The 16,016-nt window shown below is 74.6% G+C and carries 11 protein-coding genes and 1 pseudogene; 10 read left to right on the top strand and 2 right to left on the bottom strand.

Annotated features, from left to right (window positions below):
* Positions 1 to 1,967: DEAD/DEAH box helicase (locus ABZ883_RS33340; RefSeq protein ID WP_360912888.1), on the bottom strand; the 1,967-nt coding region annotated here is incomplete at its 3' end.
* Positions 1,968 to 2,148: 181 nt separating this feature from the next.
* Here ABZ883_RS33340 and ABZ883_RS33335 point away from each other — a divergent pair.
* From ABZ883_RS33335 to ABZ883_RS33320, 4 genes are read left to right on the top strand one after another with little or no spacing between them, the layout of a single operon-like run.
* Positions 2,149 to 2,997 (top strand): AraC family transcriptional regulator, encoded by an 849-nt coding sequence (locus ABZ883_RS33335; RefSeq protein ID WP_360912886.1) that lies wholly within the window; start codon positions 2,149 to 2,151, stop codon positions 2,995 to 2,997.
* Between the two features lie 25 nt (positions 2,998 to 3,022).
* A complete protein-coding gene (locus tag ABZ883_RS33330) occupies positions 3,023 to 3,754 on the top strand; it encodes an AzlC family ABC transporter permease (RefSeq protein ID WP_360912901.1) in 732 nt (243 codons plus the stop codon).
* The gene (locus ABZ883_RS33325) at positions 3,751 to 4,059 is read left to right on the top strand and encodes an AzlD domain-containing protein (protein WP_360912884.1); all 309 of its coding nucleotides are present in this window, start codon (positions 3,751 to 3,753) and stop codon (positions 4,057 to 4,059) included. Before ABZ883_RS33330 ends, ABZ883_RS33325 begins: the two co-directional genes overlap by 4 nt.
* A gap of 48 nt (positions 4,060 to 4,107) precedes the next feature.
* Positions 4,108 to 5,316: a helix-turn-helix domain-containing protein gene (locus ABZ883_RS33320; protein ID WP_360912882.1), complete on the top strand. Its 1,209-nt coding sequence runs from the start codon at positions 4,108 to 4,110 to the stop codon at positions 5,314 to 5,316.
* A 1-nt stretch (position 5,317) separates the two neighbouring features.
* Here the strand turns inward: ABZ883_RS33320 and ABZ883_RS33315 are convergent, their stop codons facing one another.
* Positions 5,318 to 6,226, bottom strand: a complete 909-nt coding sequence (locus ABZ883_RS33315; RefSeq protein WP_360912880.1) for a hypothetical protein — start codon at positions 6,224 to 6,226, stop codon at positions 5,318 to 5,320.
* A gap of 167 nt (positions 6,227 to 6,393) precedes the next feature.
* On the opposite strand from ABZ883_RS33315, the gene ABZ883_RS33310 reads away from it, so the two are divergent.
* The 6 genes and pseudogenes from ABZ883_RS33310 to ABZ883_RS33285 all read left to right on the top strand — a co-directional run bounded on the left by ABZ883_RS33310 (position 6,394) and on the right by ABZ883_RS33285 (position 15,989).
* A complete protein-coding gene (locus ABZ883_RS33310) occupies positions 6,394 to 7,527 on the top strand; it encodes a hypothetical protein (RefSeq protein WP_360912879.1) in 1,134 nt (377 codons plus the stop codon).
* 85 nt (positions 7,528 to 7,612) lie between these two features.
* Positions 7,613 to 10,048 (top strand): SpoIIE family protein phosphatase, encoded by a 2,436-nt coding sequence (locus ABZ883_RS33305; protein WP_360912877.1) that lies wholly within the window; start codon positions 7,613 to 7,615, stop codon positions 10,046 to 10,048.
* Between the two features lie 107 nt (positions 10,049 to 10,155).
* A complete protein-coding gene (locus ABZ883_RS33300; RefSeq protein ID WP_360912875.1) occupies positions 10,156 to 10,548 on the top strand; it encodes a hypothetical protein in 393 nt (130 codons plus the stop codon).
* A 109-nt stretch (positions 10,549 to 10,657) separates the two neighbouring features.
* The gene (locus ABZ883_RS33295; RefSeq protein WP_360912873.1) at positions 10,658 to 12,130 is read left to right on the top strand and encodes a SulP family inorganic anion transporter; all 1,473 of its coding nucleotides are present in this window, start codon (positions 10,658 to 10,660) and stop codon (positions 12,128 to 12,130) included.
* Between the two features lie 115 nt (positions 12,131 to 12,245).
* Positions 12,246 to 13,202 carry a polyphosphate kinase 2 family protein gene (locus tag ABZ883_RS33290; RefSeq protein ID WP_360912871.1) on the top strand — a complete coding sequence of 319 codons (957 nt, stop codon included), beginning with the start codon at positions 12,246 to 12,248 and terminating at the stop codon, positions 13,200 to 13,202.
* 21 nt (positions 13,203 to 13,223) lie between these two features.
* Positions 13,224 to 15,989, top strand: a pseudogene (locus ABZ883_RS33285) (HAD-IC family P-type ATPase).
* Positions 15,990 to 16,016: the final 27 nt, after the last annotated feature.

The raw sequence follows: 16,016 nt of genomic DNA, 5'->3' as shown, positions 1-16,016 counted from the left end.
TCCAGGCCCGCGGCCGACAGCCGCTCGCGTCCCTCGGCGGGGTCGAGCCGGCCGACCTCGCGCAGGAACGCGCCCACCGCCCGGCCCAGTTCCAGCGGGCGGCCGAGCTGGTCGCCCTTCCAGAACGGCAGCCGCCCGGGCACACCGGGCGCGGGCGAGACCAGCACCCGGTCGCGGGTGATGTCCTCGATGCGCCAGGAGGTCGTGCCCAGCGTGAAGACGTCCCCGACACGGGACTCGTAGACCATCTCCTCGTCGAGCTCGCCGACCCGGCCGCCGCCCTTCTTCGGGTCGGCGCCCGCCAGGAACACCCCGAACAGGCCGCGGTCCGGGATCGTGCCGCCGGAGGTCACCGCCAGCCGCTGCGCACCCGGGCGGCCCGTCACGGTGTTCGCCACCCGGTCCCACACCAGCCGCGGCCGCAACTCGGCGAAGGCGTCCGAGGGGTAGCGGCCGGCCAGCATGTCCAGCACGGCGGTGTACGCCGAGTGCGGCAGCGCCGCGAAGGGCGCGGCCCGGCGGACCACCGCCAGCAGTTCGTCGACGTCCCAGGTGTCCAGCGCCGTCATCGCGACCAGCTGCTGCGCCAGGACGTCCAGCGGGTTGGCCGGGATGCGCAGGGCCTCGATCGCGCCCTCCCGCATGCGTTCGGTGACGACGGCCGACTGCACCAGGTCACCGCGGTACTTGGGGAACACCACACCCGTGGAGACCGCGCCCACCTGGTGCCCGGCGCGGCCCACCCGCTGGAGCCCGGAGGCCACCGAGGGCGGCGACTCCACCTGCACCACCAGGTCGACCGCGCCCATGTCGATGCCCAGTTCCAGGCTGGACGTCGCCACCACGGCCGGCAGCCGGCCTGCCTTGAGGTCCTCCTCGACCAGGGCGCGCTGCTCCTTGGAGACCGAGCCGTGGTGCGCCCGCGCCAGCACCGGCGGCGCCCCGTGCGCGGCACCCGACTGCGCCATGATCTCCGCGGGCGGCGCGCCCTCGGGCAGCGGCTCGCCCGTGGCGCGCTCGTACGCGATCTCGTTCAGGCGGTTGCACAGGCGTTCCGCCAGGCGGCGGGAGTTGGCGAAGACGATGGTGGACCGGTGGCTCTGCACCAGGTCGGCGATCCGCTCCTCCACATGCGGCCAGATCGACGGCCGCGGGTCGTCGGTCTCCGACGCGGGGGACCCGCCCAGCTCGCCCAGGTCCTCGACCGGGACGACCACCGACAGGTCGAACTCCTTCTGCGAGGGCGGCTGCACGACCGTCACCTTGCGCTGCGGTGACAGGAAGCGCGCCACCTCGTCCACCGGGCGCACGGTCGCGGACAGGCCGATACGGCGGGCGGGCCGCTCCAGCAGTTCGTCCAGCCGCTCCAGGGACAGCGCCAGGTGCGCTCCGCGCTTGGTGCCCGCCACGGCGTGCACCTCGTCGAGGATCACGGTCTCCACGCCGCGCAGCGCGTCCCGTGTCGAGGAGGTCACCATCAGGAACAGCGACTCGGGCGTCGTGATCAGGATGTCCGGCGGTCGCGTCGCCAGCGCCCGGCGCTCGGCGGCCGGGGTGTCGCCGGAGCGGATGCCGACCCGCACCTCGGGCTCCGGCAGCCCCAGACGCACCGCCTCGTGCCGCAAACCCGTCAGCGGGCTGCGCAGATTGCGTTCGACGTCGACCGCGAGGGCCTTCAGCGGCGAGACGTACAGCACGCGGCAGCGGCGCTTGGCGTCGGCGGGCGGCGGCGCCGACGCCAGCTGGTCGAGTGCGGCAAGGAACGCCGCGAGGGTCTTGCCCGAGCCCGTGGGGGCCACCACGAGGACGTCGGACCCCCCGGCGATCGCCCGCCAGGCCCCCGCCTGGGCGGCCGTGGGCGCGTGGAAGGCCCCCGTGAACCACGCACGCGTGGCCGGTGAGAATCCGTCGAGCGCCCCGGCCGTGTCCGCCTCCTCCGGTGCGCCCCCGCTGTTCCGTCGCGACATGCCATCCATCCTGCCTCGCACCACTGACAACGCGCCCTCGTCCGCCCGGGTCCGGGCCGTGCGGACCGGCCTCGCGGCGGACGGTTCCGATACGCAGGTGACGCATGTGCTCGGTGTGACGGGCGGGCCCGGTGGTGGCGACAGCCGTCCCGCAGGGAACCGGGCGGCGCAGAATGGGGGCATGGCAGGGGAGGAGCGGGCACGGCACTGGCGGCATCCGGGACTGCCGGACGTCGATCTGCTGCGGGCGCGCTACGTGCGCAAGACGTTCGTGCGGCACACCCACGAGTCGTTCGTGATCGCGGGCATCACCGGAGGCGTCGAGGCCTTCCACCACCACGGCCGGGTCGAGCGGGCCGGCCCCGGCGCGCTGGCGCTGATCAATCCGGGCGAGGTGCACACCGGCCACGCGGGCGTGCCGGAGGGATGGGCCTACAGCGTGATCTATCCCGGGGCGGACGTGGTGGCCGCCGTGGCCGCCGAGACCACGGCGATCCGGGGCACCGCCCGCTTCGCGACGTCGGTGGCCGACGACCCGCAGGCGGTGCGCCTGGTCACGGAGGTGCTGCGGGCGGCCGAGGCCCACAACGCCCTCGCCGCCGACACCATGATGCGGTGGGTGATCGCCCGCCTGCTGCGGGACCACGGCGGCACCATGGCGGCGCGGGCGCCGCTGACGGCCGGGGCGCGCACCGCCCAGCGTGCCCGTGAGTTCCTGGAGGCGCGGCTGGCCGATCCGCCGCCCCTGGCCGAGCTCGCGGCGGCCCTGGACACGAGCCCCTTCTCCCTGCTGCGTGCCTTTCGCGAGCTGTACGGGATGCCGCCGCACACCTGGCTGACCGATGAACGGGTGCGCCGGGCCCGCCGTCTCCTGGATGCCGGCACGGCCCCCGCGGAGGCCGCGGTGGCCGTCGGCTTCACCGACCAGCCGCACCTGAACCGGCACTTCACCCGCATCGTGGGCGTCCCGCCCGGCGCCTACCGGCGGGAGCGCAATAACGTACAAGACGGCCCCCAGGGCGCCGCCTAACGTCGGACGGGTGACCGCAGCACCCATGGACGCCGAGAACACCCGGAACATCCAGAACACCGCGCCCGAACGGGCGCGCCCCGCACGCCCGCGTGCCGCCGTCGTCCGCGACGCCCTGGGGGTGGGCGTCGCCGTGGGGCTGTCCGGATTCGCCTTCGGCGTGACCTCGGCGGGAGCCGGGCTGAGCCTGCTCCAGACGTGCGCGCTCAGCCTGCTGGTCTTCACCGGCGCCTCGCAGTTCGCGCTCGTCGGCGCCCTGGGTGCCGGCAGCGGTGCCTACGCGGCAGCCGCCGGCGCGCTCTTCCTCGGCGTGCGCAACGCCTTCTACGGGCTGCGGTTGTCCGGACTGCTCGGGCTGCCGCGCGCCCTGCGCCCCCTCGCGGCGCAGTGGGTGATCGACGAGACCTCGGCCGTGGCGCTCGCGCAGCCCGACCGGGCCAGCGCCCGCCTCGGATTCACCGTCACCGGCGCCGCCCTGTACGCGTTGTGGAACCTGACCACCTTCGGGGGCGCCATGGGCGCCGCCGCGCTCGGCGACCCCGCCGACTGGGGTCTGGACGCGGCCGTTCCCGCCGTCTTCCTGGCGCTGCTCGCGCCCATGCTGCACGGCCGCCGCGAGCGTGCCACGGCAGCCGTCGCGGTCCTTCTCGCCCTGGTCTGCCTGCCGTTGCTGCCGGCCGGGGTTCCCGTCCTTGTCGCGGCGCTCGCCGCTCCCCTCGTCCTGGCCGCCACCCGCCGCAAGGAGAACGACCGTTGAGTACCTGGCTCGCCGTCGCGGGCACCGCCTTCGGCTGCTACGCGATGAAACTGCTCGGCCTGTCCGTCCCGGCCGGATTCCTCGAACGGCCCCTGGTGCGGCGGCTGGCCGCGCTGCTGCCCATCGCGTTGCTGGCGGCGCTGACGGCACTGCAGACGTTCGGCCAGGGCCGCACCCTGGTGCTGGACGCGCGGGGCGCCGGACTGGCCGCGGCCGCGGTGGCGTTGCTGCTGCGCGCGCCCTTCCTCGTGGTCGTGGCGGTGGCTGTCGTGGTGACGGGATCGCTGCGGGCCGTCACCGGGTGACGGGTTAGTGTGATCCGTCGAACCGTTGCGGAAGTGGGGGTGGGGACGATGGCGGCCGACGCCCTGCCGGTCCTCTCCGACGCGGCCCGTGCTCTCGCCGCGCGCTGCGAGTCCAAAGCGGGCGATCCCGCCCGCCGGATCACCGAGGCCGGCCTGACCGGCCCTCCCGCGCCCGCGGACCTGACGCCGGAGGAGAAGGACCCCCGCATCGCGGCGGCCGCACGGCACGGACTGCGCTGGCTGATCCGGCGCGCCGTGCGGGGCGACCGCGGCGACACGCGCCTGCTGCGGGAACGCGCCGCCCAGCACGCCGACGACGGGCTGCCGCTGCACCTCCTGCTCCGCGGCCAGCTGCACGGCACGCACGCCCTGTGGCGGTCGCTGCGCGCCGCCGCGCGCCCCGGCGAGGAGGACGCGCTGATCGAGCTGGCGGGCTTCCTCCTGGCCGCCCAGGAGTACCTGGTCGGGGCGGTGTCGGAGACGTACGTCGACGAACGGGCCGCGCTCGCCGCGGAGGAGCGCGAACGCGACCGCTCCCTGGTGCGGGCGCTGCTCGACGGCTCGCTCCCCGCCGACCGCTTCCCCGCGGCCCGGCTCGGGCTGGCGGACGGCGCCCTGGTGCTGGCGTTGCGGCTGCCGCCCGGCGACGGCCCGGTGCGCGCCCCCTTGGCGGTGCGACGGGAACTGCGCCGTGTGCAGGCCGCGCTGGACCGCACGTACGGCACGGACGTGCCCGCCGTGCTGGACACCGGCGGCGGCCATGCGGTCGTGCCCGGCCACGCCGTGCCGCACGGCACCGACGAGGACCTTCTGGCGCGGCTGAGGCACGCCTGCTCCCCGGAGATACGGGTGGCCGCGGTCCCCGCCGCCGATCCGGGTGCCATCGCCGGGGCGGCCCGTACGGCCTCCGAGATCCTGCGGGTGGCACGGGCCGGCGGACTCGCCGCGGGACTGCACCGACTCGACGACGTGCTGCTCGAGTACCACCTCGCGCACCGCGACGGCAGCGGCGAACGGATCGCCGCGCTGCTCGACCCGATCACCGGGCGACCGGACCTGGTGGAGACCCTGCGCACGTACCTGGGCAGCCGGCAGGAGCGCCGGAGCACGGCCCGGCAGCTGGGACTGCACCCCAACACCGTCGACAACCGGCTGGCCCGGATCACCGAACTCACGGGCCTGGACCTCGCCACGCCCCACGGCACGGCCCTGGCGCTGGCCGCGCTCCTGCTGCGGGACGCAGCCGCGGCGGGCTGACTCAGCCGTCCAGGGACCGGCCGTAGGCCCGCAGCGTGCGCAGCGCGTCGACGGTGACGACAGGCCGCGACTCCAGCGCCGTCCCGGGCGCCCACGCGTGCCACCGGACGGGCCAGCCGCCGTCCTCCCGCTGCTGCGCCGCGAGGAAGTCCAGGGCCGCGTCCGTCTCGGCGTCCGAGAACCACTGGCGGGCGAGGGAGTCCGGGACGGTCGCGTAGTCGTACGCGAAGTGGTGCTCGCCGGGCGCGTAGCCGGACGGTACGGGCGCGTCCCCCGCGCGCCGCGGGTCGAGCACGACGAGGCGCTGCTCGCGCACCAGGCGACCGATCCGCGCGGCCGCCTCCCGGGCCCGCATCCGGTCCGGCGCGTTGTCCAGGAACGCCAGGGCGGCCACGACCTCGTACGGATGCGTCTTGTCCAGCGCGTCGATCGCCTCCCAGCAGAAGTCCGTCGCCCGGAACAGCCAGGCGTGCCACACCCCGTTGCGGTGCAGCGTCCCGACGACCGGCGCCGTGGTCAGCAGGTCGCCCGGCGGGTCGTCCACCACCGGCAGCCAGGGGGCGGCGGGATAGCCGCGCACGGAGGGGTGCACGGCCGGCAGGGCGCCCTCCGCGGTGGAGACGGCGGTCAGGTAGCGGCAGATCCGCTCGGCGCGCTGGCTGCCGCACCTGCCGATCTCGTCGAGCACGCGCAGGGCGCGGGCGACGTGCAGCGGCTGGCTGACCGGACCGCGCAGGTCCGGCTCCAGCGCGTGCCCATAACCGTCGTCGTCGTTGCGGTACGCGGTCAGCGCGGCCTCCACCGCGTCCGCCGCCCCGTTCCTGAAGTGGTACGCGAACCTGCGCTGCTCGAGCACGCGTGCGGTCAGCCACACGAAGTACTCGGCGCGCTCTAGCGGGGTAGCTGGCATGTGCGCACAGTAGGACTCCGTGCGCTCTCTGCATACGGCTGCGCCCTTGGAGCACCCTGCCGTGCGACCATGCGCCCCCTGGCGCGGGACACCTGGTGCCGGAGGTTGACGTTCCGTACGAATCGCGCGGTTAATGTGCCCCGGAAACGGCGGAGACGGGAGCGGCGATGGCGGATCCACTGCTGTGGAGGGCGGGTTCGGGGGAGCTGGCGGCGTGGCTCGGGGGCGTGCAAAGGCTGCTCCTCGGTGAAGCGGTGGCCGGCTACACCGTGCGGAGCGGACCGGTCTTCCCCGACTACGGCGACGTGATCCACGAGGCCGCGGACACCGGCGACCTGGCGCGTTTCCTCGCCGGGCGGGACGTGGACGCACTGCGGGCCACCACCCGCCGCGGCGCGCGGCAGGACGAGCCGGTCGTCGAGTACCAGGTCGAGGGCCGCACGGGCGTCGGCGCACTGCGGGTCACACCCTCCGGGGAACGCGCCGGAAGCGTGCGCCTGCACGCGCCGGTGACCTCCCCCGCGGCCCTCGCCGACTGGCTGCACCGGCTGTCCCCGCTGCTCCCCGTCCCCGTGCCGCGCCGGTCGTGGTCCGGGGCGGCCCTCACGGAACCGCTGGCCGCCACCCTCCACCACCGCGCCGGCACGGTCCTCGTCGGCCTGGAGAGCCTCGACAAAGTGCCGGGGGCGGGCGGCGTCCGCCCGTCCGACGACCGGCTGCTGATCACCTCCCGCCCGCAGGCCCTCGCCGAGGACACCGCCCTGCTCGCCGCGCCCGCCGCCCTGGAGCGCCCACGGGTCGCCACGGTCGGCGACCTCGGGCGGTGGCTTGCCGCACTGGACGGTGCGACACCCGCCCCGACCGGCCGGGCGGCGCGCGCCGCGCTGCCCCTGACCGGCATGCGGGCCCAGGTGTGGCGGATCGAGCACGGCACCCCGCTGCTCCTGATCGGCCGCGCCGGCGGCCCCGAGGTGATGGCCCGCGGGCCCGTGGACACCCTGCACGCCTGGTCCCGTCCGCTGCTCTCGCCGGCCGTCCACGGCCGTGCGGCCGCCCCCACGCGGCGCCGTCTCGCCGCGTGGCTGCGCGCCGTCGAGGAGGCCGTCTTCGGCGGCCCCGCCGCCTGGAGCGTCGGTGACGCCTCCGTTCCCGTGGGTACCGACGACCTCGCCGTCTCACTCTCCCGGGCCGCCGACCCGCGCGCCCCCGGCGTCGACCGGCTCGGACCCGGCAGCGTCACGCTCAGGGGTGCCGTCACCGCCGCCGGACCCGTCGGCGTCACCGGCCGCCCCGCCTCCTGAACCGCCATCACCCGTCCCGGTGGCGTGCGCCCGGCGGCACCCGGGGGTTTGAATGGGAGGGAAGTCCAGGAAAGCGGGCGCATGGGTGAGCACGCACCACACCGATCTCCGCAATCTCCGAGCGCTGCCCGACGGCGGCGGCGCCGTGCTCGTGGTCGACGCGCACGGCAGCATCGTCATGTGCAGCGAGGCGGTGCGCGAACTCCTCGGCCTGACACCCGGGGATCTGTGCGGCCGCCCGGTCGCCGACCTGCTCGCCGACTCCGGCATGTGGCCCCTGAAGGGGGTGCACGGCGACCTGGAGCTGCGCCGCAGGGACGGCACGACGGTCATGATGTGCCTGGAGACGCTGCCCATGCTGTCGCCCGGCGGCGAGGGACTCGTCGTGCACATCACTCCCCTGCGGCTCGCCGTCCGCCGCCAGGAGGACGAAGCGCTGGTCAGGGCCCTGTTCCGGCAGCAGCGGGTGGGGCTGGCGATCCACAGCATGGACCTGACCACGACCCGCCTCAATCTCTCCCCGCACCAGCTCGGCACGGCGCCGGTCGGTACGGAGGACGACACGGACCCGGCGTCGGTGTACGGCCGCTGCGTCCAGGACACACTGATCCCGGCGGACGCCGAGGCGGTCCTCGCACAACTGCAGCGGGTGGCGGAGACGGGCGAGCCGATGGTCGACTGGGTGCACAGCGCCCGGCTGCGGAGCGAGCCCGGGCGGGAGCGGGCCCAGTCCTTCTCCGCGTTCCGACTGCACTCCGCCAACGGGCGCGCCATCGGTGTCGCGGTCGTCTTCACCGACGTCACCCAGGAGCACGCGGCACGTGAGCGCATCTCGCTGCTCCAGGCCGCCGCCGAGCGCATCGGCCGCAGCCTGGCCGTCCCCACCGTCGCCCGGGAGCTCGCGGACGTCCTGGTGGAGCGGGGATTCGCCAGTATGGCGGCCGTGGACCTCACCCAGGGCGTGCTGCTCGGGCGGGAACCCGGCGAGGCGGGGCCGGAGACGGCCTTCCAGCGGGTCGCGGTCGCCTCCTTCGACGGGGAATGGCCCCCGGAGATCCACCCGTCGGGCGCCACCTTCGAGATGCCCGGCCTGGCGGAGGAGCAGGTGCGCCGGGGCACGGGCGGGCTCCGGCCGCGCCTGGACCAGTGGCGGGCCGGCCCGGTCCTCGACCCCGACGAGGCCCAGGTGCTGCTGCCGGACGCCGCCGAGTCGTTCCTCCTGGTGCCGCTCAGCGCCCGCGGCCTGGTGCTGGGCACCTTGATGCTGTGGCGCACCGCGGCCGTCACCCCCTTCGGCGAGGACGACGCCGCCCTTGCCGAGGAGATCGCCTCGCGGGCCGCCCTCGGGCTGGACAACGCCCGCCGCTACACCCGCGAGCACCGCACCGTCGAGGCGCTGCAGCGCAGCCTGCTGCCGCCCGCCGTCACCGAGACCCGGGCGGCGCGGACCGCCGGCAGCTACGTCCCGGCCGGCAGCACCGAAGGGGTCGGCGGCGCCTGGTTCGACGTCATCCCGCTGTCCTCGTCCCGGCTGGCGTTCGTCATCGGCGGTGTGACCGGTCACGGTCTCAACGCCGCGGCCACCATGGGGCGGCTGCGCACCGCCGTGCAGACGCTCGGCGACCTCGACCTGCCCCCCGGCGAACTCCTCGCCCACCTGGACGACCTGGTGGTCCGGCTCGGCGACGTGGAGCCGCCGCCCGGGGACGTACCCGGGGACGCCCCGCCGACCGCGACCGGGGCGACCTGCCTGTACTGCGTGTACGACCCGCTGGCGGGCCGCTGCGAGATGGCCAGCGCCGGGCACCCGCCGCCGGTCTTCGCCGCGCCCGGCGTCCCCGCCGAGGTCGTCGACGTCAAACCCGGGCCGCCGCTGGGCGTGGACAGCCTGCCCTTCGAGCCGGTCGGCTTCGACATCCCGCCCGGCAGCATGCTCGCGTTCTACAACCTGCCGCTGCTGTCGCAGCCCGACGGCACCCCGGCGGAGCGCCTGGCCCGCATGCGCGCGGTACTCGCCGCCGACGCGTCGGAGGGCACCACGCCCACCCGAACCGGCCGTACCCTCCTGCACGACCTGCTCCCCGGGCCGCCCGACGACGACGTGACCCTGCTGGTGGCCCGCATGCGGCCGCTGCCGCCCGACGCCGTGGCCACCTGGCGGTTCCCCGCCGACCCCGCGGTGGTGGCCGAGGCCCGCACCGCGGTGGAGGCGCAACTGGAGCGCTGGAACCTGATGCACCTCGCGTTCCCCACCGAGTTGATCACCAGCGAACTCGTCACCAACGCCATCCGCTACGGCGGCGCCCCGGTGGGCCTGCGGCTGATCCGCGACGAGAACCTGGTGTGCGAGGTCTCCGACGCCAGCCAGACCCAGCCGCGGCTGCGCCGGGCGCGCCTTTCCGACGAAGGAGGGCGCGGCCTGTTCCTGATCGCGCAGCTCTCCAGCCGCTGGGGGAGCCGCTACACGGACACCGGCAAGACGATCTGGGCGGAGCAGCCCCTGGGGGACGCCGGGCGGTGACCGTCGCGTTCACTATTGCGGGTGAAACGCGCGGACCCGCGCCCTGGGCGCCCCCGGTTTCACGGTGCCGGGAGGTTCCCTCGTAGCAGGAACACGAGGGGGTCCCCATGCGGCCTGTCGCCGGTACCCGCCGCCCCACGCGGCGCGGCATGCGGTGCGCGGCGCTCCTGATCGCCCTGTTCGCCCTCCTGCACACCGCCTTCACCCCCGCCGGGGCCCATGCCGCCGACACCGGGACCGGCCGCTGCGCGGCGGCCGCCTGCGCTCCCCTCCAGCCGCTGGCCGTCCCGGCCGACAGCGGCCACCACGGGGGCGGCCCGGACTCCTGCCGCATCGCCGCGCCGCACCTCCGGTACGGACACGCCGTGCGCGACCTCGCGGCGGCCGTGACGCACGACGACGGTGCCCCGGCCGCCGTGCCGGACGACGGCGCCCGCTGCGCCGCTGCCGCCGCCCAGCCGCCGAACGCCCCCTCGGCGCCTCCCGTTCCGCGCTGCTGACAGGGCCGGGGCCGCCCGCCCCCGCGCGGGGGCGCGTCCCGTCCCCGGTCCGCCCGGCCTTCCTCGGCCCGGCGCCCCCTGTCCGCGTTCCGCAACGAAGGTGCACGCCATGCCTCCTGCCGTCCCGTCCGTCACGCGCGCCCTGCGCACCGATGTCACCGCCTCGCTCGTCGTTTTCCTCGTCGCCCTGCCGCTGTGCGTGGGCGTCGCCGTCGCCTCCGGCGTCCCCGCCGAGCTGGGGCTGGTCACCGGCATCGTCGGCGGCCTGGTGACCGGCCTGCTGCCGGGCAGCAGCCTCCAGGTCAGCGGACCGGCCGCGGGCCTCACGGTGATCGTCCACGAGGCCGTACGGGAGCACGGCGTGGCCGCGCTCGGCGTGGTCGTCCTCGCCACCGGTGTGCTGCAACTCGCCCTGGGCGCCGCCGGACTCGGCCGGTGGTTCCGGGCCATCTCGGTGTCGGTGGTGGAGGGCATGCTCGGCGGCATCGGCCTGGTGATCATCCTCGGGCAGCTGTACGCGATGGCCGACCACGGGGCACCCGCCTCCGGCCCCGGCAAACTGGCCGGTCTGCCCGGCCTGGTCGCGCACGCGGCGACCGAACCGCGGGCCCTGTCGGCCCTGGCCATCGGTGTGGGGACGATCGCGGTCATCGTGCTGTGGCAGCGGCTGCCGGCCAGGGCCCGGGTGGTGCCCGGAGCGCTCGTGGCGGTCGCCTGCGCCACGGCGGCCGCGGCGCTGCTGCACCTGCCGCTGAAGACCGTCCAGGTGCGGGGGCTGGCCGACGCGCTGCGGCTGCCCGGCGCGGACGCCTTCGGCGCGCTCGCCTCGCCCGCCGTGCTCGGCACCGTCGTGGCGTTCACGCTGATCGCCTCCGCGGAGAGCCTGTTCAGCGCGGCGGCGGTGGACCGGCTGCACGACGGCCCGCGCACGCGCTACAACAAGGAACTCGTGGCCCAGGGCGCGGGCAACACCGTGTGCGGGCTGCTGGGGGCGCTTCCCATGACGGCCGTCATCGTGCGCAGCTCGGCCAATGTGCACGCCGGTGCCCGCACGAAGGCCTCCCGCGTCCTGCACGGGGTGTGGCTGCTGCTGTTCGCCGCGCTCCTGCCGGCCGTCCTGGAGTACATCCCGCTCGCCGCCCTGGCCGGTGTCCTGGTGCACGCGGGCGTCAAGCTGCTGCCGGTCGCCCCCTTGCGGGCGCTGTGGTCCGCGCACCGGGGCGAGGCCGTCGTCCTGGCGGTGACCGCCACGGCCATCGTGACGGTCAACATGTTCGAGGGCGTGCTCATCGGGCTCGGGCTCGCGGTCGCCAAGACGGCCTGGGAGATCTCGCGGGTGCACGTGGCCGTCACCGACCACGGTCAGGGCGCCATCACGGTGCGGCTGAGCGGGAACGCCACCTTCCTGCGCCTGCCGAAGATGCTCGACGTCCTGGAGGCCCTGCCCGCGCACCGGCCCGTCGAGCTGGACCTGACCGGGCTGCGGCACCAGGACCACGCCAGCGGCGTCGCCCTGCGCTCCTGGGCGGAGACCCGCACCGCCCCCGGCACGGCCGCCGTGCGGCCGGCACCGGCCCTGTGACCCGCACCGGCGGGTCAGGCGAACGGCGGCCGTGCGTTTGCCGCTGCCGCGGCACCGGCGGAGCGTTGCCGTACACACCCTGCGGCGCGTGGGGTGGCGAGGGGAGAGGCCGGCGATGAAGGACACCAGGGCGCGGCGCATCGCGGACTTCATCGAGCCGCTGCGCGTGGCTCCCGGGTCGACGGTGGACCTCGCCGAGGACTTCGACCCCCGCTACAAGGCCCACCTGACCAAGCCGGAGGGCGTGGAACTGCTCAAGGCGGGCGTGGCACTGCTCGCCGAGTACCAGGCGCGGCTGGCCGCCCAGGACACCTACGGCGTGCTGCTGTGCCTCCAGGCGCTGGACGCCGGGGGCAAGGACGGGACGATCCGCCACGTCATGAGCGGCGTCAACCCGCAGGGGGTGAAGGTCAGCAGCTTCAAGGTGCCCTCCGTCGAGGAACTGGACCACGACTACCTGTGGCGCTACGCCCGCCGGCTCCCGGCCCGCGGGGACATCGCGATCTTCAACCGCTCGCACTACGAGGAGGTCCTCGTCGTACGCGTGCACCAGGAGGTCCTCGACCGCCAGCGGCTGCCGGGCGCCCCGCACGGCAAGGTGCTGTGGAAGCGCCGCTACCGGGAGATCAACGACTGGGAGCGGTATCTCACCGACAACGGCTTCAAGGTGGTCAAGGTCTTCCTGAACCTCTCCAAGGAGGAGCAGCGCGCCCGGTTCCTCAAGCGGATCGACCTGCCGGAGAAGAACTGGAAGTTCTCCGCGGCTGACGTCCGCGAACGGCGCCACTGGGACGCCTACCAGGAGGCGTTCTCCGAGATGCTGTCGGCCACGAGCACCCCTTGGGCGCCCTGGTACGTCGTCCCGGCGGACCGCAAGTGGTTCGCGCGGATCTGCGCGGCCGCGGTGCTGGCGCACACGCTGGTGGAGATCGACCCCCGGTACCCCACGGTCGGTGCCGAGGCCCGCGAGGAACTCCTCGCCGCCAGAAGGGAACTCGAGGCCGAAGCCCCGGAGGGCGCCCCGGCCGACCCGTACGCGGCGGGCCACCCGCGCGACGGGCACGGCACGTGACCGGCTGATCGGAGGCAGGAGATGACGGAGGAGCCCCTTCCCGCGCCACTACGTCCCGATGCCCCGGACGACTGGTACGCGCGTGCTCCCGAGGACGTCGCCGCGCTCCTCGGGGTGGACCCGGTGGCCGGCCTGTCCGCGGCACGGGCCGCCGAACTGCTCCTCGCGCACGGCCCGAACGCACTGCCCGAGGAGAAGCCCCCGCCGGCCTAGCGCCGGTTCCTCGACCAGTACCGCAGCTACATGCAGATCATCCTGGTGGTCGCGGCGGTGGTCTCGTTCCTGATCCGGCAGTGGAGCACCGGCATCCTGCTCGTACTCCTCACCTTGCTGAATGCGGTCGTCGGACTGCGCCAGGAGGGCAAGGCCGAGAGCGCGATGAACGCGCTGAAGTCCATGATGAAGGTGACGGCACGGGTTCGGCGCGGAGGCACGGAGTCGGAAGTGCCGGGCGAAGAGCTCGTGCCCGGCGACGTGGTGCTCGTCGCCGCCGGCGACCAGGTCCCCGCGGACGGGCGCCTCGTCGAGGCGCACGCGCTGCAGATCGACGAGTCGGCGCTCACCGGCGAGAGCGTCCCCGCAGTCAAGGACGCCGGCACACTGCCGCGCGGCACGAGGCGCCCCGGGCCCGGCGACCTGCCGAACTCCGCGTTCATGAACACGACCGTCACGCACGGCAGCGGGGTGCTGCTCGTCACCGGGACGGCCGCGGACACCGAACTCGGCAAGATCTCCGGGATGCTGTCGGCCACCGCCAAGGAGCAGTCGCCGCTCACCCGGGAGCTGAACAACCTCACGCTGTGGATCGCCGCCGCGGCAGGTCTGACGATGATCGTGATGTTCGCGCTCGGCCGGACCCGCAGCCAGGCCTGGGACACGCTGTTCGTCAGCGCGGTCTCGCTGGCCATCGCCGCCATTCCCGAGGCACTGCCGACGGTGACCCAGGTGATCCTCTCCGTCGGCAGCCTCAATCTGGCCCGGCGCAGCGCGATCGTCAAGGAGCTGCCGTCGGTGGAGACGCTGGGCTTCACCTCGGCGATCAACTCCGACAAGACCGGCACGCTGACGCTGAACCAGATGACCGCCGTGGAGGTGGTCACCCCCACCGACCGGTACACCGTCTCGGGCACCGGCTACGCACTGGAAGGCCGGATCCACCACGCCGCGGGCTCCTCCGCGGGCATCGAGGACGCGGTCCTGCCCTACCTGGTCGCCAGTGACGCCGGGCTGGTCGACGGCGAGGTCGTGGGCGACCCCACGGAGGGCGCACTGCTCGTGCTCGGGCACAAGGCGGGTCTGGACATCGACGGGACGCGTGCCCGGCTGCCCCGGATCGCCACACTGCCCTTCGACCCCGACTACAAGCTGATGGCCACCTTCCACACGGCGGCCGACGCGTCCGGCCGCCCGGTCGTCCGCTGCTTCGTGAAGGGCGCCGCGCCCGCGGTCACGTCCCGCGCCGCCACCGCGCTCTCGGCGGGCCAGGACATCCCGTGGGACGCGGAACTGCAAAGGCGCGCCCAGGAGCAGATCGAGCGCATGGGCAGTGAGGGACGCCGGGTGATGGCCGCGGCCACACGCGATCTGGACCCCGCGGACTTCGACCCGGACGGCGACCTGCTCGCCCTCGTCACCGGCCTGCGGATGACCAGCCTCGTGGCCATGGTGGACCCGCCTCGTGAGGAGTCGCGGACCGCGGTCGCCGAGGCGCAGAAGGCGCACATCCGCGTCCGCATGGTGACCGGTGACGACGTGACCACCGGCGCGGCCATCGCCCGGCAACTCGGCATCCCCGGCGAGGCGATCCTCGGCGCCGACTTCGCGGCGCTTCCCGAGAGCGAGCAACTCGCCCGCATCGACGGGATCGGAGTGGTGGGGCGTGTCGCTCCCGAGCACAAGGTGCTGCTCGCCGACACGCTCAAGAAAAAGGGCGAGGTCGTCGCGATGACCGGCGACGGCGTCAACGACGCGCCCGCCATCAAGGCGGCCGACATCGGCATCGCCATGGGCAGCGGCACGGACGTGGCCAAGAATGCCGGCCGCATGATCCTGTCCGACGACAACTTCGCCACGATCGTCCACGCCGTGGCCGAGGGCAGGAAGCTCTACGACAACCTCACCAAGTACATCCGCTTCGTCCTCCTGCTGCTGGTGACCTTCGTCCTGACCTTCCTGGGTGCCACGGTGCTCAACATCGCCGCCGGCGAGCCGTTCAGCCCGGCACAGGTCCTGTGGGTGCACTTCGTCGTCAATGCGCCGTTCGGCTTCGCCCTGGGCTTCGACAGGGAGAGCCCGGGACTGATGAGGCGCATGCCGCGTCCCCGCGGGGAGTCCGTGCTGACCCGGCCGGTCCTGGTCACGGTCGGGCTCGGTGGACTGGCCCTGACCGTCCTCCTGCTCGCGCTCATCAAGGTGGGCGAAGCCCGTTTCGGCAGCACCGGGACCGGCAATGCGATGGCGTTCACCGCCTTCGCGCTCTGCCTGATCGTGGCCGCCTTCGAATGCCGCAGCGAGACGGAATCGGTCCTGACGACGTCCACCTTCGACAGCAAGCAGATGAACCGCGCGGCGCTGTGCGAGTTCGTCCTCGCCGTGCTGGTGACCCAGGTGGACGGATTCCGTTCCGTGCTCGGTACGACCCGGCTCGATCTGCGCCAGTTCGGCTGGGCGCTCCTGTCGGCCGTCGTCCTCCTGCTGCTGTGGGAGGCGGGCAAGCTCCTCGCGCGCAGGGCGCGTTCGCGCGCGGGCACGGTCGCGGTGCGGGATTCCGGGCGCGTGGCCGCGTAGCGGGCGACGTCCGCCGCGCCGGGCCGC

Source organism: Streptomyces sp. NPDC046977 (assembly GCF_040644455.1).
Classification (GTDB): Bacteria; Actinomycetota; Actinomycetes; order Streptomycetales; family Streptomycetaceae; genus Actinacidiphila.
The sequence above is the reverse complement of the archived record's forward strand: the minus strand, read 5'-3'. Positions and strand labels throughout refer to the sequence as shown.